This is a genomic window from Arthrobacter sp. StoSoilB5 (assembly GCF_019977235.1).
In the GTDB taxonomy this organism is placed as follows: Bacteria; Actinomycetota; Actinomycetes; order Actinomycetales; family Micrococcaceae; genus Arthrobacter.
The window spans coordinates 1,459,709-1,480,073 of the sequence record NZ_AP024646.1 but is presented as its reverse complement, the minus strand read 5'-3'; the positions used below and the strand labels follow the sequence as shown (position 1 = coordinate 1,480,073).

At 62.9% G+C, this 20,365-nt stretch carries 14 protein-coding genes; 4 read left to right on the top strand and 10 right to left on the bottom strand.

Annotated elements, in window-relative coordinates; genetic code table 11:
• Window positions 1–39 precede the first annotated feature (39 nt).
• The 7 genes from LDN75_RS06790 to mfd form a co-directional block, all read right to left on the bottom strand.
• Window positions 40–843, bottom strand: coding sequence for a PIG-L family deacetylase (locus LDN75_RS06790; RefSeq protein ID WP_223936382.1), 804 nt, complete (start codon window positions 841–843; stop codon window positions 40–42).
• Window positions 833–1,975: a glycosyltransferase family 4 protein gene (locus LDN75_RS06785; RefSeq protein WP_223936381.1), complete on the bottom strand. Its 1,143-nt coding sequence runs from the start codon at window positions 1,973–1,975 to the stop codon at window positions 833–835. The genes LDN75_RS06790 and LDN75_RS06785 overlap by 11 nt, the downstream gene beginning before the upstream one ends.
• A gap of 5 nt (window positions 1,976–1,980) precedes the next feature.
• A complete protein-coding gene (locus LDN75_RS06780) occupies window positions 1,981–4,911 on the bottom strand; it encodes a glycosyltransferase family 39 protein (RefSeq protein WP_263422348.1) in 2,931 nt (976 codons plus the stop codon).
• A gap of 118 nt (window positions 4,912–5,029) precedes the next feature.
• Complete coding sequence (locus tag LDN75_RS06775; RefSeq protein WP_223936380.1) at window positions 5,030–6,460, bottom strand: glycosyltransferase family 4 protein; 1,431 nt, start codon at window positions 6,458–6,460, stop codon at window positions 5,030–5,032.
• Window positions 6,457–7,248 carry a glycosyltransferase gene (locus LDN75_RS06770; RefSeq protein ID WP_223936379.1) on the bottom strand — a complete coding sequence of 264 codons (792 nt, stop codon included), beginning with the start codon at window positions 7,246–7,248 and terminating at the stop codon, window positions 6,457–6,459. The genes LDN75_RS06775 and LDN75_RS06770 overlap by 4 nt, the downstream gene beginning before the upstream one ends.
• Before the next feature lie 100 nt (window positions 7,249–7,348).
• Window positions 7,349–8,158, bottom strand: coding sequence for a metal-dependent hydrolase (locus tag LDN75_RS06765; protein WP_223936378.1), 810 nt, complete (start codon window positions 8,156–8,158; stop codon window positions 7,349–7,351).
• A gap of 4 nt (window positions 8,159–8,162) precedes the next feature.
• Window positions 8,163–11,795, bottom strand: a complete 3,633-nt coding sequence (gene mfd / locus LDN75_RS06760; RefSeq protein ID WP_223936377.1) for a transcription-repair coupling factor — start codon at window positions 11,793–11,795, stop codon at window positions 8,163–8,165.
• Window positions 11,796–11,904: 109 nt separating this feature from the next.
• Between mfd and LDN75_RS06755 the strand changes: the two genes are divergently transcribed.
• The 4 genes from LDN75_RS06755 (at window position 11,905) to nhaA (ending at window position 15,654) form a co-directional block, all read left to right on the top strand.
• Window positions 11,905–13,425 (top strand): SDR family oxidoreductase, encoded by a 1,521-nt coding sequence (locus LDN75_RS06755; protein ID WP_223936376.1) that lies wholly within the window; start codon window positions 11,905–11,907, stop codon window positions 13,423–13,425.
• 50 nt (window positions 13,426–13,475) lie between these two features.
• Window positions 13,476–13,973, top strand: a complete 498-nt coding sequence (locus LDN75_RS06750) for a DUF2505 domain-containing protein (RefSeq protein WP_223936375.1) — start codon at window positions 13,476–13,478, stop codon at window positions 13,971–13,973.
• A gap of 1 nt (window position 13,974) precedes the next feature.
• Window positions 13,975–14,196: a hypothetical protein gene (locus LDN75_RS06745; RefSeq protein WP_223936374.1), complete on the top strand. Its 222-nt coding sequence runs from the start codon at window positions 13,975–13,977 to the stop codon at window positions 14,194–14,196.
• Window positions 14,197–14,370: 174 nt separating this feature from the next.
• Window positions 14,371–15,654, top strand: coding sequence for a Na+/H+ antiporter NhaA (nhaA, locus tag LDN75_RS06740; RefSeq protein ID WP_223937512.1), 1,284 nt, complete (start codon window positions 14,371–14,373; stop codon window positions 15,652–15,654).
• A 21-nt stretch (window positions 15,655–15,675) separates the two neighbouring features.
• Here nhaA and sufU read toward each other — a convergent pair whose 3' ends face one another.
• From sufU to LDN75_RS06725, 3 genes are all read right to left on the bottom strand, one after another.
• Window positions 15,676–16,128, bottom strand: a complete 453-nt coding sequence (gene sufU, locus LDN75_RS06735; protein WP_223936373.1) for a Fe-S cluster assembly sulfur transfer protein SufU — start codon at window positions 16,126–16,128, stop codon at window positions 15,676–15,678.
• Between the two features lie 60 nt (window positions 16,129–16,188).
• Complete coding sequence (locus LDN75_RS06730) at window positions 16,189–17,514, bottom strand: cysteine desulfurase (RefSeq protein ID WP_223936372.1); 1,326 nt, start codon at window positions 17,512–17,514, stop codon at window positions 16,189–16,191.
• Window positions 17,515–17,593: 79 nt separating this feature from the next.
• Complete coding sequence (locus LDN75_RS06725; RefSeq protein ID WP_223936371.1) at window positions 17,594–20,032, bottom strand: ATP-binding protein; 2,439 nt, start codon at window positions 20,030–20,032, stop codon at window positions 17,594–17,596.
• Between the last annotated feature and the right edge of the window lie 333 nt (window positions 20,033–20,365).

Here is a 20,365-nt window from a genome sequence, read left to right as displayed (position 1 = left end):
GCCCGGGCATGCGCCCGGGCCATCGCTGTTGTGAAGGGCTTAACTGTTCAGCCAAGGATGAGGGACAAAGTAGGTTTCCGCCTTGATGGGAATGTCACCGCTGGGGAACAACCCGTCCGCCTGCGTGGAATACTGCCTGATCCGGGTGTGCTTGGATGACAAGCCTTCCTCCCAAATCCAAGGCTGGTACCCCAGCCGCGCCAACTCTGCCGCGTCCGGCTGCGACACCAAATCGTAGGGAAAGTCCGAGTATAGGACCAGGTTTTCGGAGTGGCCCTCCCCAGCCTTGCGAGTGATGAGGTGGTCAACGTGGCTTCCCACCCCTACAGGACAAAAGAGCAACTCCGGCTTGGTCGCAGCCATGAGCTCGGCGACGTCGTCCTGGAGTTGCCGGATGAGCGTTTTGTCTCCCCGCGCAATCCGTCCCAGCGCAATGTCGAACCTATACGTCGAGTAGCGGTGGGTAAGCTCCGGTAGAAGCTTGTTGCCAGCGCCTCTGGCCAGCCGAGGCAACACTCGACGGCGGAACAAGGCATCCACTGCACCGAGATGAACCGGCCGTACCCCCATGGCTTCCAGGACAGCCATGTCCTCTGCCTTACGGGCCTCGAACAACTGCACGCCATCCTCCAGCATGCACTGGCGCAGGAAAGAGCGGGCGGCCCTGGTGTGAGGCGCAGGGGAAGCTTCCGTGAACACAGTCGCCACTATGATCTCCCGTTCCTGCGCCTGCGCCTCAATAAGCGCGCCACAGGACAAAACGGCGTCATCGAGGTGCGCAGACAGGAACAGCCAGGGGCGTCCCCCTGCCAAGGATCGTTCGATTCTTGACTCAATTGCCATGCGGAGACCTTCCTGGTGGATGGGGTCCGCTTGGAGCGGCTTCAGCAACAGCATCGCGGAAGGACTCAGCCTGCATTTCAGCGAGCCGGTCCCAGTTGAAACCGGAAGCAAACGCCCTGCCTTGGGACCCCATCTCCATCAGCCCGGCCTCCGGATATCTTCGAGCGATTTCCGCAGCAAAGGCGTCGACGTCGAACGGCGGAACCAACCAGCCTGCAGAGTCGGGGACAATCTCCCTCAAGCAAGGGATATCGAAGGCAATGACCGGAGTTCCAACAGCCAGTGCCTCGATGGCCACGAGTCCAAAGGTCTCCTGCCTGGATGGAAGCACCACGAGCCGCGCCTCACTCATAGCCTGGAATTTCTGCTCCCCTGAGAGCCACCCCAGGAGTCGTACGCGGTTAGACAGGCCCCTCTCTTCAATGACCGAGTGAAGCTTTGCTTCGTCAGGGCCAGAACCTGCAATCAGGAGCTGCCCATCGACGCGTCCGGCACATTCTTCCCAGGCTGCCAACAGCAGATCGAGACCTTTGCCGCCGAATTCCAGGCGCCCTATGCACAGGACGTCCTGACCTGGTTTGGGTTCGGGTTTCCACGCTGCGGGATCCACGCCGTTACCGATCACGTCCACATGAACGTCCGGGTTCATAGCCTTCAGGCGGTCTGCGATTCCCTGCGAGACTGCAATCATCCTCCGGTAGCGCCGGACAGCCCACCGTTCCACCCAATGCAACGGCAGCCCGTATTGGCGTGCCTTCTCGCGCGCATGCAACCACTGGACCAGGCCAACCGTGGGGCGCGTGGTCCAGAGCGGTGCAGCCATGCTGGAGAAGGGCGCGAAAAAGTCCTCCACCACCAAATCAGCGGCAGCTCGGCGCCGGTGCACTTCAAGAGGCAGCAGAAACACATAGCCCAAAAGCCGGGTCAGCCTGTTCCCGCCGCGGCCTATTCCTATTGGCACGTAGTGAACGCCGTCCTGCGTGCGTTCAGACCACCCGGGGTACCTGGTGGTCAGTACCGTCATCCGGAAGCCTTTGGCAGCCAGTCGACGGTCGATCTCGTGTGTCCTCACGGCTCCCCCACCGGCGCCGGGCATGCCGGGGTCTTCGAACCCAAGATGTAAAACCCTCATGATCTCTACCGTTCTGTCCCATGGTCTTTGGACGGGAACCCGATGTTTGCCGATGCCGCAGCATCCAGGTCAGCTTCATGCACGAACCAGAGCGTCGTATCACCATTGGTAGGCCCCTCGGAAGTGAAAACAGGAGTGGCGTGATCCTTCAGCCAGGCGAGCATAGTGGGGTTCGCATAGCCGTATCCCTGGCTGGTGGGCAGCGACTGGGTAAGGATGTAACCAGCTCCGTGCTCTTTCATCAAGGGAGCCGAAGGCCAGATACCGAACCTGGCATCGTCCATGAATATCAGCTCCGCAGTGCTGTTGGTGACGCTCACCCGAGCATCTGCCGGCAAGTTTGCTTTGACCCACTGCCTTGCGCCGGCAAAGCCATTGTCCACGGTGAGTGCAGTGCGCATCCCGAGAATTACCGTCAAGGCAACGAAGCACATGCTGAACACGGCAAGGACGCTGCGGCCCTTGGGATATCTCTCTTGGAGCTCCACCACCGCCAGCACGGAACACAGTGCGCCAGCCACCATGACGCCGTACCCGTATTGCTCTTCGAACGTGCCGAACACAGCGCTGTAAGCGCCCGCGGCACCCAAAGCCAGCCCTGCCAGTCCAATAAACCGCCGGCCAGCATGAAGGCTGAAGCACAGCAGGAGTCCCGCCACGGGACACAGCGCCAGGAGGACATAACTAGTGCCGAAGTGACCGCTCTGCTCGATCAAACGGGACAGGATGCTCGGCGAGCCTTCTGCCGTGAAGCCCGTGCTCTTCTCAACCCCGGACATCCGCACCAGCCCGTTGCTTTTGGCCCACACCCAGCCCGGCATTTGTTCCCGCACAGCCACTACGGCAAGGTAAGCAGCATAGGGAATGACGGTCGCGGCCACCACAAGCGTTGCCTTGCGCCAGGGCAGGGTTTCCTTCCACAACACAGCAACAAGGACCGGGGCGATGGTGCAGATGATGAAGAAGTCCTTGCACAGAACGCCATACCCCAACAGCAATCCGGCCACCGTCCACCGCAGGAAAGCTGCACGCTTCCTCGCGGGTTCCGGCATTCCTACCAGGACCAAAAACCCTGCGAGCACAGCCGCCATTGCCGAGGTCTCGAGGAAGGCATGGCTGTTGTTGCGCAGAATGAAGGGCTCGAACGCAAGAAGCACAGCACAGAACCACGCGGGGGCAGTACCAGTAAGCCTCCTGACAAGGAGAAACCCCAGCCCCACGGTCAGTGCCCCCAACGTGGCATTCAGCCATCGCAACTGCAGCAGGACGTCCACAATTTCGCCTGAGACGTCAAACAGCTTGATCACGGCGGCTTCGAGGATGAAGTAGCCGGGCGGGTGGAGGAAGAATGGCCCGTCCGGGAGCGTGGGAAATTGACCGGCACTGACGGACTCACCCAAGCGCACGTAGAGCAACTCATCTACCCAGAGCTCAAAGCCCCGTTCCAAACCGAGGGCGCGAACGCAGAAAGCTCCGGCAACCACAGCCAGGAACATCATCAAGGTGCCCGGGAGTCCCTGCATACGCCACGCGCCGATGACGTCCATGAGGCTGGTTTTTTGCTTGGACCGTCGGCCGGTGCTCCTCGCGCTTTCACCAGCCAGCCGCCGTCGGGGAATCCCGGCAACGCTCCTGCCCGGCAATAAGCCGCGCTGATGAGCCAGCACGGCAAGGCCCGCACCGGATGCTAAAAGCAACCACACCCACGGCTGCATCTGGCTGGCCACACCCAGCACCGCAATCAGTCCGGCCGGGTAGGCCAACCACCGCCAGGCCACAGTTCCCGGTCGGGCCGTGGCGGCAAGGACTGGATGAGCGATGTAGGCCAGTACCAAGGATGCCAGCACGGAGCCTGCAGCTGAACCCACAGCCATGCCGGCAACAGCGTTCACATGCCAGCCGGCCCATAGACCGCCCACCACCAGAAGGCAAGCGATGGCAAGGCCCATCTGGCATCGCCGGTAGGCCCTCACCGCGAGAAGGACTGTTGACAGTACCATCAGCACGGCGTAGCCAAGGCCTGCCACCGCCAGCCACGGCAACAGCTCCAGGGAGCCGTGATACTTTTCCGGCACAATCAGCCCGGCCAGCATGTGAGGGGCGGTAGCGATGATGACGAAGGCCACCAACGCCAACTGCCCAAAGGACGTGAAGGCGGCTCCAAGGATCCGGCGTACGTCCGCGCCTGACGTGCGCAGCAAGGGAAAAACCACCAAGGCAGTACCGGCCGCCACGTACACCGGCCCCTTGGCAATCGATGCCAATGCCTGGAACCCTGCTGCCGCGGACGATCCTTCGTCCAGGAACCCAACCACCACAACATCGATGCCAACCAGTATGGAAACCACGCACAGCACCGACGCGATCTCGATTGTCTCCGCCCACCGCCATTTATCCAGCAGGACCCGCGGACGCCAGTGCAGGTCCCGATAGAAGGAAAGCGGGACGGCGAGGGGAGCTACCGAGCCCACAGCAAACCCAAGGACTGCTCCCCCCGCACCCCACGCCAGGACAATCACCAACGCGCTGAACCCGAGCCTGAGGACAACTTCGCCGATGTTTGTCAGGGCAACCCACGTGAAACGCAGCTCGCCCTGCAACCATCCCGAGGGTGCCGTCACGATGAAGATGGCAAAGGAACCCAACGCTACGGCTCCTGCCAGCGCCGGTGTGGCAAAGGCCAATGTCACCATTCCCGTCGCTGCGGCTGCGACTGCCCCGGCTATACATGACACAAAAACCGAGAAGGCCATGCCATCCTTGCGTTCCTCGGAACCTTCAGGACTAACAGCGACTACGTGGGACAAAGGAAGCGGAACCAGTGCTGAAGCGACAATCCCTACGATTCCCATCAGCATCGCGGCCGACGCGAAGTGCGTGTAGTCCGTAGTGGGCAGCATGTTGGCCATGAGCAAACTGCAGGCGTAACTGACCACGCCCACCACCCCGGCCGACATGGCCAGGAAAACGCTGTCTTCCCCTACTTTGCCTCCCCGTCCGGATGTCCGTTCCGGGGAACGCTCCCGCCCCCGGGCAGTCGGCGCCGGATGCGCCCTAGAAGCCATCAACGGCGTGGGCGGGCATAGAGACCCTTCCGGGTCCGGCGAGCAGGTCGCTCCGCCCCGCTGGCTGCAAGTCTGCTGCGTCCACCCCAATCTGCTTCAAGACAGCGAAGGCTTCGAACTCGTCCCGGCCTTTCATCAGTACTGAGACCTGTCCGTCGTCCGCCCACACTTCATCCGTTGGACGCAGGATGACCCGAAGGTCGGCCCCGGGCGGTAATTCGAAACGCACCAGTGTGGACATATCGGAGCGCGGACTGCCGCTACCAAGGGTCTCCAGACGCTGTGACTCTTCAAGGACCACACCAGCCAGAAGGTCCGAACTCCGGTCCCAGGTGAAGCATCGTGCCCACTCCTGGCATCGTGCAGAGAACTCCTGCGATGCCTGATGTGAGGCCAATTTCTCCAGGGCGGCTACTATGGCGCGCCCAAATTCCTTAGGGGTATCCACAAGCCATCCTGTACTGCCGTCCACTACGGAGTCCCGGATGCCTGGAACACGCAGTGCAAGGCATGGAACGCCCCAGGCGGCCGCCTCGATCACTGAACATCCCCAGCCCTCTGACGCCGACGTGGAAGTGGTCATCCATGCCCGGTTCAAGAGGCTGTTGCGGACCTCGTTGGGCTGGTAACCGTGGAAAGTCACGATATGGCTGAGCCCCATGTCCATGGCGAGTTGCTGTAGCCGGGCTCTTTCGGGCCCGTCGCCAACGATTTCCACCCGCAGATCGGGAATACGGCTGGCGACAACAGCAATCTGGCCCAGCAACAAATCAAGTCGTTTGTGCGGCACCAAACGGCTGACCACGGTAATGGTGGGCTCGGGAGCCCTGGGGCCGACCTGTTCCGGAACGTCGATAGTACCGTTGGGTACGACGTGAATTGGTCCGGAGAACCCAAGCTTGCGGAGTTCCAACCGCGTGGACGGTGAGACGGCAACAATGGCCCGCTGGCCATAGACGGCTTTTGCGCCTCTGCTTTCAAGGAAACGGCCAAGGGCAGCCAACGGCGGAGAGAACCGGCTGCGGAATTGCTCTTGGTGAACGTGATGGATCAATTGAATGATGGGTGTCCCGCCTGGCACGAAGAGTGGCGAGAAGAAGGGGATTCCGTTCTGGCAATCCACCACGGCATCAAAATGACGGCCTCTGCGCACGAGCTTGAGCGCTGCATGGGCGTAGATGGCCAGGGGACCACCAGCGCGCAGTATCCGGATATCGTCGATGACGTCCTCCGCGGGCTGGTTCATTTCACGCCCGGTAAACCACGTGACTTTGGCCCCGGCCGCTACCCACCTGCGGGAGATCTCGTGCATATACTGCTCGGCGCCCCCGGCTTGGGAATGCCCGACGTCGCGCCAGTTCAGGATAAGTACGTGCTTCCCAGCAAGGTGTGCTGAGGACAATGGGAAAGCACTGGTCATAGGATCGATTTCTCTAGTTGAAGTACGGACGCAAAACTGGCGATTCCGTCTTGGAAGGGCCGGAACGTTGACGCTTCTCCGTCTGTCCAGGCGACAGGCAATTCGATGATTCTGGCCCCTTGGTGTTGCAACCTCAGAAGAAGCTCCACATCGAAAGCAAACCCCGTAGCGCGGCATTGGACCATAGCGGCGGTGAGCGAGTCCCGTTCGAAAAATTTGAAGCCGCACTGGGTATCGAAGATGCCCTTCACCTTGGACTTGGTCAGTGTGCGGAAAGCTTTACCGCCTATGCGCCTTCCCAGTTGTTGCGGCCGGACAAGGGTGGAACCTGGCGCGTGGCGCGAGGCAATAACTGCTGCAGCACCCTCTTCGAGGTGGGACATGGCAGCAGTCAGCGTTTCCAAGGGGGTGGCCAGATCGGCATCGAAGAACCCGGTGAAACGTGACGTACCGCTCAGGAGGCCCCGGCGAACAGCTGCCCCTTTGCCACGACGGGAACATCCGATCACGGAAATCGGGACGCTGCTTCCTGCCTCGCCCGAAATACGACGTACTACAGCACCGGTTTCGTCAACGCTGCCGTTATCTACCACCACAATCCGGGAAGACCAGGGCTGGCTTGCCAGGAAATCGATGGCCTGCAACAGGGTATTGGGAATCCTTCCGGCCTCGTTATAGGCCGGAATAATGACTTCAAGATCAACCAGGGAACGCCGCAGTGAATCCGCGTGTCGCCGGGCCTGAAAGCCTCCCCTGCCGCCGTTGTTCATACTGCGTGAGTGGAGCACGGCTATCTAAACCTCCGTATACGTGAAAACGTCAAAGTTCGTTTTCTCGTAAAGGAAGTGGGTACAAGTCCTCAGTCATGACGCGAACTTGGCGTCCGGATCACCGGGCTTGGATCACGCCGCCCAACGCCGCCAGGACTCCTGGCCAGTGCTCCTGGGCCAGGGCCCATGCCGCAGCCCCCATGCCCACCATGGCGTAACCGCTGACGGGTATCAGGACCAGCCACTCCCGCCGCGAGCCGGCCCTGCCCAACAGGGGAATCGAGAAAGCGCCGTTGGCCCTCCAAATGCCGCTGATCAGCGATTTGCGCAGGAATTTAGGTGGTTTGATCACGATGGGCCACAACAGCGGTACCCCGCCCACGGTAATCATGTCTCCCACGATGTGAACGGCGACGCCCGCCAGCATTGACAGCGGGAGCCACCCCCACTGATCGGGTGCGAACCAGGTCACGAGTCCAGCCATCACCACGGCGAAGAGCCAGTTGGTGATCCAGCCGGATTTGGGAAACAGATTCAAAGCCTTGGCCGCCAGGTTGATCATGAACATGCACAGCAAACCAGCGCCGACCGAGAGCTTTCCTACCGGCGTAACCATCTGGAATTGAGCTGCCATGGCAGCCAGCACCACAAAGGCAGAGGCTCCCAGAAGTGAGTGTGTCCCTTGCCGGTGCCCTCCGCTGGCTTTCTCAATGCCCACCGCAATGACGTTGGAAAGCGGTGGAAGCGAATTCGCTATGGTGCTGTGCCGGTGGTCCCAGTCGCACACCAAGGCGGTACCCGCCGTCGCCATGGCTCCGATCAGGATGCCGGTGGAATCCAGCGGATACCAGCCCAACGCGTAGGGGCCGGTCGAGGCAATAGCGATCCACGCCGCGGCTCCCGACGCGGCGTGGTGTCCTCCCATCATTCGGTTAGCCTGCCTTTACCGCAACATCCGCGAAAATCGCGGAGATCACGCCGTTGGCCCATTCGAGGATCTCGGCGTCCTGGAGATCACGGCCGCCGATCCTGGCTGTTTTGGGCTTGGGGATCAGGACAGCATCCAGGGCAGGCTTGACCTGGGAACCCGGGTACATGCGGTTCAGGCGCATGGTCTTGGACTCGGGCAATTGCGCTGGCGAGAAGCGGATGAAGTTGCCTTGGAGCGCGACGTCGGACAGGCCGGCTTCGCGGGCCCCCACCCGGAAGCGGGCCACGGCGATGAGGTTCTGCGCCGGCAAGGGCGGCTCACCGTAACGGTCCACGAGTTCAGCGAGGACCTCGTCAATGGCTTCATTGGTCACCGCGGCGGCCAGCTTCCGGTAGGCCTCCAGGCGCAGCCTCTCACCGGGCACGTAATCATGCGGCAGATGGGCGTTGACGGGCAGTTCGATCTTCATCTCGGCGGCCTTCTCCTCGGCCTCCCCGCGGTACTCGGCAACAGCTTCACCAACGAGCCGGATGTAAAGGTCGAAGCCCACGCCCTGGATGTGGCCGGACTGCTCCCCACCCAGCAGGTTGCCCGCACCGCGGATTTCGAGATCCTTCATGGCCAGCTGCATGCCGGCGCCGAGTTCGTTGTGCGCCGCCACAGCCTTGAGCCGTTCCAGCGCCACCTCGCCCAACGGCTTCTCGGACGGGTACAGGAAGTAGGCGTAGGCGCGTTCACGGCCACGACCAACACGGCCACGGAGCTGGTGGAGCTGCGAAAGTCCATACTTGTCGGCACCATCCACAATCAGTGTGTTGGCGTTGGAGATGTCCAGCCCGGTCTCGATGATGGTGGTGCAGACCAGCACGTCGAACCGTTTCTCCCAGAAGTCCACAATGATCTTCTCAAGGCGGCTCTCGGACATCTGGCCGTGCGCCACTTCCACCCTTGCCTCGGGCACCAGCTCGCGGATCTGCGCGGCGATACGTTCGATCGAGGACACGCGGTTGTGCACGAAGAAAACCTGCCCTTCGCGCATGAGCTCACGGCGGATGGCTGCCGACGTCTGCTTGTTCGTGTACGGACCCACGTAGGTCAAGACCGGATGGCGTTCCTCCGGCGGGGTTGCCAAGGTGGATGTCTCCCGGATGCCCGTCAAGGACATTTCCAAAGTACGGGGAATCGGTGTGGCACTCATGGCCAGGACGTCCACGTTGGTTCGCATCTTTTTCAGCGCTTCCTTGTGTTCCACACCAAAGCGCTGCTCTTCATCCACGATCACCAATCCCAGGTCCTTGAACTCAAAGTCCTTGGACAGCAACCGGTGCGTACCAATCACAACATCCACCGCGCCGCTCTTGACGCCTTCGGCTGTTTCCTTGGCTTCCTTGCCGCTTTGGAACCGCGAAAGGGGTTTTACCCGCAGCGGGAATCCGGAGAAGCGCTCGGTGAAAGTCTCGTAGTGCTGCTGGGCCAACAGTGTGGTGGGCACCAGGACCGCCACCTGCTTGCCGTCCTGGACGGCTTTGAAAGCAGCGCGAACCGCAATCTCGGTCTTGCCATAGCCGACGTCGCCGGAAACCAGGCGGTCCATGGGGATTTCCCGCTCCATGTCCGCTTTGACCTCGTTGATGGTGGTCAGCTGGTCCGGGGTTTCCACATAGGGGAAGGCTTCCTCGAGTTCGCGCTGCCACGGAGTGTCCGGAGCGAAGGCGTGTCCGCGGGATGCCATCCGGGCGGAGTAGAGCCGGATCAGCTCTCCAGCGATCTCCTTGACGGCCTTGCGTGCCTTGGACTTGGTACTCGCCCAGTCAGCGCCGCCCATCTTGCTAAGCGCTGGTGTGTCCCCGCCGACGTAGCGGGTGACCTGGTCCAGTTGGTCCGTAGGAACAAACAGGCGGTCCCCGGGAGCACCGCGCTTGGAAGCTGCATACTCCAGCACCAGGTACTCACGCAGCCCGGCATCGGACGACGACGTACCTGTCACCTTGCGCTGGATGAGCTCCACGAACCGGCCGATTCCATGCTGCTCATGCACCACAAAGTCACCTGCGTGCAATTGCAGGGGGTCCACGGCATTCCGCCGTTTGGATGGCATTCGCCGCATATCCTTGGTGGAACTTGCGGTGGCGCGGCCCAGCAGGTCCGCTTCGGTCAAAAGGCCCAGTTTGAGGCCGTCCAGGACAAAACCACGTCCGACGGCGGCAGTGGTCACCTCGATGATGCCCGGCTGCGGATCCTTATCCAGCGAGTCCACGCGTGCACAGGGGATGTCGGCATCGTGGAACAGTTCAACCAGGCGCTGGGCTGGTCCCGGACCGTCCGTAACAACTACCAAACGCCACTGCTCGCGGACGCGTGAGCCAATGAACTCCAGCATTTCGGCGACCTCGCCCTGGTAACCGCGCGGTTCGCGGGCATGCAGGTTCAGGACGTCGATGTCCAGCACCAGGTCCTCGTCCGTTGCGAGCGAGGTGATGGACCACCAGGACACGCCGTGTTCCAGGGCGGCAGATCGGGTGTCGGTCAGCGAACGGAAACTCGCGGCGTGCAAGTCAGTGGATGCCTGGGAGGACAGGTCAAGGGGCGCGGAACCGCCGTCGGACGCGGTGGACCAAGCAGCTTCCAGAAACTCTTCGTTGGTAGCAGCGAGGTCGTGGGCGCGGGTGCGCACCTTTTCCGGTTCGATGACCACGCCCAGGGAGCCGGCCGGAAGCTGGTCCACGAACGGCACCATGGCATCCACCAGCACCGGGGCCAAGGACTCCATGCCTTCAACGGCGATGCCCCCGGCGATCTTCTCCAGCATGTCTGCCGCAGCCGGCATATCGGCTTTGAGTTTGGCAGCACGCGACATGACGGAGGGCGTGATCAGGATTTCGCGGCAAGGCGGCGCGTGCAGTTCCGTGGGGTGGTGGATCCCGGGCGCGGACAGCGAGCGCTGGTCGGCCACGGCGAACCAGCGCATCTGGTCAACTTCATCGCCGAAGAACTCCACACGGATGGGGTGGTCCTCGGTGGGTGGGAAAACGTCCAGGATGCCGCCGCGGACTGCGAATTCGCCGCGGTGCGTCACCATGTCAACCCGTGCATAGGCGGCGTCGGAGAGTGCCCGGACTACATCTGTGAAGGAGCGTTCCTGTCCTACCTGCAGCGTGACGGGAACCAGGTCCCCCAAGCCGGCAACAATGGGCTGGACCACGGCGCGAACCGGGGCAACCACCACACGCAACGGTGCCGCCGTCGAGGTTTCAGGGTGGGTCAGGCGGCGCAGGACGGAGAGCCGCCGTCCCACGGTGTCCGAGCGCGGCGAGAGCCGCTCATGCGGGAGGGTTTCCCAACTGGGGAAGGTGGCCACAGACTCCGCGGGCAGGTACGAGGCGAGGGCCGCCGTCAGGTCCTCGGCCTCACGCCCGGTGGCGGTGACCGCGAGGACAACAGGGGAACTGCCGGCCTCTGAACTTTGTGTGGCCAGGGCATCGGCCATTTCTGCCAGCAACACAGCCCGCATCCCTGTAGGGGCACTGATCTGGTAGTCCGTACTCCGGGCCGAAAAGGGCCGCTGAGCCTCAGTTCGGACGCGCGCAAAAGTCTTGTCCTCCGCCAGTGCACGGCGCAGACCGTTGAGGCTCATGGCTGAAACTCCTAGGGTGGGTCCAAGGGCAGGCAACACAAATGCCCGGAAATTCGAACGAATGCCGGGTCATTCCAGCCTACCCCTCCCTCCAGCCGCAGGAGTTCCTTTGCAGTCATCCCCAGGCCAGCCTTCCAAGACCGTCCTCGTCACGGGCGCCACCGGTTACATTGGAGGCCGCTTGGTCCCCCGGCTACTTGAGGCTGGCCACCGGGTGAAGGTGGTGGTCCGCTCGCCGCAGAAGATCGCCGACGTTCCCTGGCACCGCGACGTCGAGATCATTAAGGACTCCCTTTCTGACGCTGGAAGCCTGGAACAGGCGCTCAGGGACGTGGATGTGCTGTATTACCTGGTCCATTCCATGGCTTCCGGCAGTGGTTTCGAGGCCAAGGAAGAATCCATGGCGCGGCTCGTGGCAGATGCAGCCACGCGTGCCAACGTCAACAGGATCGTCTACCTCGGCGGCCTGCACCCGGAGAACACGGAGCTCTCCACGCACATGCGTTCCCGCGAGACGGTGGGACGGGTCTTCCTCGAATCGCCGGTGGACTCCATCGTGTTCCAGGCCGGCGTGGTGATCGGTTCGGGTTCGGCGTCGTTCGAGATGATCCGTCATTTGGCCGATACCCTGCCCGTCATGCCGGCACCCAGCTGGGTTAATAACCGCATCGAAGCCATCGCTGTCCGGGACGTGCTGCACTACCTGGTGGCTGCTGCGACGCTGCCGGATCGCCTGAACCGGACTTTCGACATCGGTTCACGTGACGTCCTGAAGTACAAGGACATGATGAACGAGTACGCCGTGGAGCGGGGGCTGCCCCGCCGTTTGGTGATCGCCCTTCCGGTTCCGGCACCCAAGCTCGCGGGCCTGTGGGTCGCGCTGGTCACGCCTATTCCGCTGTCCATGTCCTTGCCGCTGGTGCAGTCACTGCAGCACGACGCAGTGTCGCGGGAGCACGACGTCGACGATTACATTCCACAGCCCGACGGCGGCCTGACGCCGTACCGTCGTGCCGTCGCCTTGGCGCTGGGCAAGGAGAGGGACGGCCAGGTGGAGACCACGTGGGCAAACGCAGGCGTCGACGCCGATCCTCTCCCCAGCGATCCCGACTGGGCGGGTTACAAGGTATTCCTGGACGAGCGGACCTTCCATAGCGACGCGATGCCTGAGCATGTCTGGACGGTCATTGAGGGCATTGGGGGCAAGAACGGCTGGTATTCGCTTCCGCTGGCGTGGCGGGTCCGTGGTTGGCTGGACAAGCTCACCGGCGGCGCGGGCCTGTTGAGGGGGCGCAGGCATCCAAAGAAGCTGGCCAGCGGCGAAGTGGTGGACTGGTGGCGGGTGGAAGCCATAGACCGCGGGCATTTGCTGCGGCTGCGGGCCGAGATGCGGGCTCCCGGGCGCGCCTGGCTTGAGTTGTCAGTGGAGCCCGACGGCGGCGGGAGCCTTTACAAGCAGCGCGCCATTTTCTTTCCACGCGGCTTGGCGGGCAGGCTTTACTGGCTGGGTGTCTACCCGTTCCATGGGATTATTTTCCCGTCGATGGCGCGGAACATTTCCGCGGCGGCAATGACCCTTCAGGAGCAGGAACAGAAGAAGGGTTCTGGCGTGGCCACGGACACCCCGTAGGATGTTGGGAGCTAAAAGAGCTTCACCACCAACATATCCACGGAGGACCCATGGCCCTGAGTGCATCCACCACCCTGCCGCACAGCGTTGACCGCGTTGCGGCCGTATTTGTCGACGAAGACTTCCTGCGTCACACGAGCGAACTGGTGGGCGGCTCCCTGGAATCGTTCACGATCGACGGCGACACTGCCGGCGCTTTCAGCACCACCACGGTTCGTACGCTGCCCACCACCCGTTTGCCGGATATCGCCCGCAAGTTCGTCGGCGAGAGCCTGACCGTCACGCAGACCGAGCAGTGGGAGGCACCGGCAGCCGACGGCTCCCGCGCCAGCAAGATTGCCCTTAAGGTCTCCGGCGCTCCGCTTGATGTCACTGCAGTCCAGCGCCTCGTAGCCGAAGGCGGGAACACCCGGATCGAACTTGAGGGCAATGTTTCCTCGTCGGTTCCATTCCTTGGCGGCAAGATCGCCGATGCTGCAGAGCCGATGGTTGGCAAGGCCCTGAACATCCAGTCGCAGCAGGCGCAGGCCTGGCTCGAAAGCCACTAGCGTGCAGCTCCCTGCCATCCTGGGCTGGGTCCTGATCGTTGCCGGCGTCTGGTCCCTGGTTGTGTGGCCGCAGTTCCTCAAGCGCGTCATGAAGGACCCCCGGGCCCGCGACGCCGCTGGCAAGGCCACCAGGTTCCTCACGGTGCACGTCGTCCTGGTCTCCATTTCCATGGTGCTGGGACTCGCGACGGCGGCGATCGGAATTGCAGGCCTCGTTTCCTAGGTTTCTCCCAACTGAGTCGCAGCAGTGCGCGTTTTGAGAGCTCATAACGCGCACTGCTGCGACTCACTTGGGTAGAATGGGCTTTGGTGTGCCGGGAAGTCTGGTCGGCGGTGTCTTTGCGATGTCCGTCTTTCGACCACTCGACCCACAGGAGCTTCCGTGGCCAAACAACCCATGACCACCACTGTTTTCAGCCGCTCCAGCTACCCCGAGTATCGCCGCATCCTCTCGATCCTCCGCACAGAGACCGTGGGCGGCGCCCTCCTTCTGGCCGCCACGGTCATCGCACTGATCTGGGCCAACTCCCCCGCCGCCGATGCTTACTTCGCCCTGCGCGACGTCAAGATCGGCTACGAGCCTTGGCATCTGCAGCTAAGCCTTGGCCATTGGGCCTCCGACGGCCTGCTGGCTGTGTTCTTCTTCCTCGCAGGCCTTGAACTCAAGCGCGAATTCGTCGCCGGAGAACTTCGTAAACCTGCGCGCGCCGTCGTCCCCGTAGCTGCAGCCGTTGGTGGAGTTGTTATCCCCGCCCTGATCTACGTCCTTTTCAACCTCGGCTCCGCCTCGGAGACACTCAAGGGTTGGGCCATCCCCACGGCAACGGACATCGCCTTTGCCTTGGCAGTACTCGCCGTGATCAACACGCACCTTCCGGCGGCACTCCGGACTTTCCTGCTGACTCTCGCCGTGGTGGATGACCTCATCGCCATCGGCATCATTGCTTTCTTCTACTCCTCCGGAATCCAGCCCCTTATGCTCCTGGCCGCCTTGGTTCCGCTGGCGCTCTTCACCTTCCTGGTCCAGAAGCGAATCCGTAACTGGTATCTTCTGCTCCCGTTGGCCCTTGCCACCTGGGGTTTCATCCATGCCTCGGGAATCCACGCCACCGTTGCGGGAGTCCTCCTGGGCTTCGCCGTCCCAGTGTTCGCCAGCGGCAAGAAGGGCGAACCGGCCGAGGGCCTGGCCGAGCACTTCGAACACCGCTTGCGTCCCTTCTCCGCCGGGTTCGCGGTGCCCGTCTTCGCCTTCTTCTCCGCCGGAGTGGCGCTGGGCGGCGTGGCGGGTATGGGGGCCGCGCTCAGCGATCCGGTTGCCGTGGGAATTGTCGCGGCTTTTGTGCTGGGCAAGGCCGTGGGCGTCTTTGGCACCACGTTCCTGGTCACCAAAACCACCCGTGCAAGCCTGGATTCCAGCATTGCGTGGATCGATCTCTTTGGACTGGCGCTGCTGGCCGGGATCGGATTCACCGTCTCGCTGTTGATCGGCGAGCTAAGCTTCGGCACCGGATCTGCGCACAACGACCACGCCAAGGTGGCTATCCTCGCAGGTTCCCTGATCGCGGCGCTGCTGGCCGCCGTCGTGCTCCGGGCCCGGAACCGGCGGTACCGCCTGGTTCAGGCAGAAGAGCAAAGGGACGACGACGGCGACGGCGTACCTGACGTCTTTGACCGCGCCTAGCGCGGGGCTGCTCTGAGAAGGCTAAGCCGTTGCCTGGTTCAGCGCGTCCTCGGCGGCGACCCACGAAATCATGGCGCATTTGACCCGGGCGGCGTAGCGCGCCACGCCTTCGAATGCCGCGGCGTCCCCCAGAATCTCCGGATCTGCCTGCACCTTTCCACGCGAGCGGAGCACCTCACGGAAGTTGTCGATCACCGCGTGAAGTTCTTCAACCGACATTCCCTCGCCCAGGTCAGTCAGCACGGAGGCCGAGGCCATGGAGATGGAACAGCCTGCGCCATCCCAGCTGATCTGCTTGACCGTTCCATCGGCAACTGCCAGGCGAAGGGTGACCTCGTCCCCGCAGACCGGGTTGAGCTGGTGCGATTGTCCGGTTGACGTGCCCGTGGGTGCTTCCGTGTCCGCGAGCCCGCTGCCGTGGCGCTGCTTGGAGTGGTCCAGGATGATCTGCTGGTACAGCTGGTCAAGACTCATGGTGCTGGTTACCGTTCGTGGAAGTTTGTGGGAGCCGCTGCGGTGTAGCAGCAGCAGGGGTCAGGCCTGGAAATAGGCCCGAACGCCAGACACGGCGTCAAGGAATGCATCGACGTCATCCGTGGTGTTGTAAAGGTACGTACTTGCGCGCGTAGTAGCGGTCAGCCCCAAACGGCGGTGCAGCGGCTGGGCGCAATGGTGGCCAACACGAACGGCGATGCCGCGATCGTCAAGGAACTGCCCGACGTCGTGGGCGTGGACACCGGCGACGTCGAAGGCGGCCAGTCCGATCCGTTCCGCGCCGGAGGCAGGACCCACGACGCGGATACCGTCGATGCCTTCAAGGCCCTTGACCAGGCGCTGGCCAAGCGTGGTTTCCCAGGCATGGATGCGGTCGATCCCCGTTTCGGACAGATAGTTGATGGCGGTGGCCAAAGCAACCGCCTGGGAGATGCGCTGGGTTCCGGCTTCGAAGCGTTGCGGAGCCGGCAAGTATTCGGCCCGTTCCATAGTGACCGTAGTGATCATGGAGCCGCCTGTAAGGAACGGCGGCAGGACGTCCAGGAGTTCCTGCTTGCCGTACAGGACGCCGACGCCAGTGGGGGCCAGCATCTTGTGGCCCGAGAACACCGCGAAGTCCACGTCCAGGTCCTTGACGTCAATGGGCATGTGAGGCACCGACTGGCAGGCATCAAGGACCACCAAGGCACCCACGCGCCGGGCCAGGGCCACAAGGTCCGGTACCGGATTGATGGTGCCCAGGACGTTGGAGGCATGGGTGAAAGCCAGCAGGCGGGTCCGCTCCCCCACAATGTCTGCCGCGGCATCGAGCCGGAGCGAGCCGTCGTCCGTAATGGGAATGTACTTGAGCGTGGCGCCGGTCCGGAAAGCGAGCTCCTGCCATGGGATCAGGTTGGCGTGGTGCTCCATCTCCGTGACCACGATTTCGTCGCCCGGACCAATGGCCAGCTCCTTCAACGCTGAGCTGCCACGGCCCTGCGCAGCCCACAAAGCGGCGTTGGACAGTGCATAGCTGATGAGGTTGAGACCCTCTGTGGCGTTGGAGGTCCACACGGTTTCCTCGTACTGCGCGCCAATGAAGTCCGCGACAGTCTGGCGTGCGTCCTCAAAGACCTCAGTCGCGCTCACCGCGAGTTGGTGGGCGCCACGGTGCACGGCGGCGTTGCGTTGTTCGTAGAACTCCTGCTCGGCCTCGATCACGCTCAAGGGGTTCTGCGAGGTCGCGCCGGAATCTAGATAGATCAGCGGCTTGCCGTTGACCAGTTGGTCCAGGACGGGGAAGTCGTTCCGGATCCGCAACACCTCCGCGTTGTCCATGGCGGGCACGGACTGCTGCAGTGAGGCGGGAGTTGATACGACTGTCAAGGGGCGCTCCTTGGAAATCCTTCAGGGACACTCAATTATCCCACGGTGCGACGTCCCTGGAGATGTGCCGTACAGCACGTCAGTGGCCTGCAGTACCGGGCAGCCATCCCAGCGGCGGAGCAACGTCGCTATCGAAGGCGCTGTGCAACCGCTCCATGAGGGTCGACGCGCGGCGGCTCGCCGCGCTCCGGGTCCGTTCTTCGTAGCCGCTGGCCGCACGGGCGTAACAGAGGGCAGCCTGCGCGAATTGCCGCTCTCCGGAGAGGCTCTTGCCAGCGGACTCAAGCGACTTGGGGTCGTTACCCAGCAAAGCGGATGCGAAGGTTCCCATCGCCGCCGCGCCAGCCCCCTGCATCGAGGCGGCAAGCTCGCCAAGGCGGCGCTGCACCACGAGGTCGTCGACGGCGGAAGTGCTTGCGTTGAGCGTCATGAGTGCCAATGCCTCAGCCTCCATCAAAGGACTTTGCCTGTCATGGAACACCTCAGCCACCGAAAACAAGTGGCCAGGCTTGCCCGAAACCCTGTCCTGCGCCGCCGCCACGAACAGGGCGCTTAGCTGGGGCAAAAGGCCCTCGTCCGTGAGGCCTGCGTGGGCTGCTTGACTCTGCTCCACTCTGGCCATGGCCTGCTCCAAATCACCACACTGCGCCTCTGAGTACGCCAGCAGCGCCGATGCCAGCCGCAGAACCGGCGCCAGGCCGGCGTCGTGCAGTTCAGCTACTACAGGTTCCAGCGTTCGCAACGCAGCCCGCGGGAGCCCCTGGCTGAGCTGCGCATACCCCCGCGCTACATCCAGGCACCAAGCCAGGTGCGCCGGCACTGCGTAGGCCCAGGGGCAATCCAGGAGCGAGTCCACCTGGCTCCACGACAGATTGTGCCGCAGGCAGACCACGTGGCGGAGCAGGACGCCCGGCCGGAACATCTCCAGTGCAGGATCTGAGTTGATGGCGGCCATGGCAGCGCCAGACTTCCCCAGCGCTTTGGGCGCATCTCCGGAAAGAAGGAGTTGTTCGGCTTGGTGGACATTCCACATGACCCGCGCCGCTGGATCCGACGGTTCCTCCGGCTCGTCAGCTCCGCCGTCGGGCCTTACCGGCATGGCGGTCGCCGCACCCAGAAGGCTCAGGGCCATCAAGCGGCGTGCAGCGTCGGCCTGCACCTCGGGCTGTGATCCTGGGCCAACCAGCTCCCGCAGCTCCGGTGTGGCCTCTTTGAGCTTGCCCCCGGCAATGAGCGCCCTGGCACGGAGCATCCTGGCTTGATCCCGGTGGCCGGGACCCTTGACGCCCACCGAAGCCCTGATGGCCAGCTCAGCGGTCGACGGCCTGTCGGCGGCCGGAGCGGCGGCAAGGATGAGTTCGTCCGAGAGGCTGAGCCCGCAATCGAGGGTCCACGTCATCCACCGCAGCATAGCGGGGGCCGAATCCGGGGTGAGTCCGGGCTCCTCCACGCCGAGCCGCAGCGCCGTGCTCCGCACGTGGGGAACGGATAGCCGGATGCCCTCGCCCCAGAGCCACGAACTCGTCCGGACAAGCGGCGGACGGCCCGGAAGCACCCTGATGTGGTGAGAGGCGAGAAGGTGTTCCACGGCCTTTTGGCCGAAACTGTGTTCCACAACGTCCAGTGCCAGAGGCTCGGCGAGCGCGATGACCTCCAACGCCTTAAGTTCCTCGGCAGCGTGGTGTGAGACGTCGGCCCGGACGTGGTCAACCACCCCAGGCCATTGGCAGTGCGCCCGAACATCGATGGTCCAGTAACCGTCGCGCTCTACCAGGAGGTGGGCGTTGCGTGCATCCTGGATTGCAAGGCAAAGGAGTCCCACGTTGAACCCGCACATCGCCGCCAGAAGGCTGCTGGCACGCCGTTGGACCTTTCCGCCCAGTACGTCCTCGCACAAAGCCTGAGCCTCACTGAACGTGAAGGGAGCCAGGAAGTACTGCTCTAGGAAGCCGTCTTCCCACAACTGGTACAGGTCTGGCGGAAGGGGGCGGCGACTGTCGGCCGTAGCTACCAGGGTGGCGCCGAATCCCGGCATCAGCTGGAGCAAGACCGCCAGGGACGCAGGGTCGACGTAGTGGATGTCATCCACGAGGAGGACCAGTGGGGGCCGCTTTGGTTCAGGGTGCCGCTTGCTTCGACGCCGTGCCAGTGGTGGTGTGTACAGGTATTCCGCGGGACCGAGGCTCCGTGTCAGCGCCCGGAGGACGTGAAGTCCCGGGAGCGCAGTTTGTTCGCCGGCAGGCTCCACTGCCGCGCTCAACGCACCATAGACGGTTGTTTGGAGTTCCGGTTTTCCGGCGAATGTCCGGACGTCCAGAGAGTCCGGGAGCCCTGCTTTGACGGAGAGCAACAGGTGGCTCTTTCCCGATCCCCTGTCTCCGATCACGACTATGCCGTTGGTGGAAGGAGAGGGTACTGCCGAAAGGATCAGATCCAGGATCTGCTTCCGGTCCGGGAATGTTGATGGTCTCAGCCCGACTGTGACAGTCTCTTCGTCCAGCCAGGGGTCCGGCAACATGCGCACTCCAATAGCAGCAGTCCCTTGGTCCGGGAGGGTTTCGGCTTCCGCGATTTTGCGGGATCCCTGGCCTAGAAGCCGGCGACGGCTGGGGGGAGAGTCTCGGTCTCAGAAGACTCTGTCGCCGCCGGCTTCGTACAGGGCCGGACCGCCTCTCGGCGGCCGGAGCACCGGCTCAAAGAGACCACCGATGCGGTATTTCGATTTGGAATTCCGGGGATGCTTGGGGCTTACCGTCCTTCCAAGATCAGTTAACCGCGTGGCAGAAATCAGAACACCAGTAATCGGTACTCGATTAGTAGGGCGGTTTTTGGGCCCCGATACTCTGTTGTA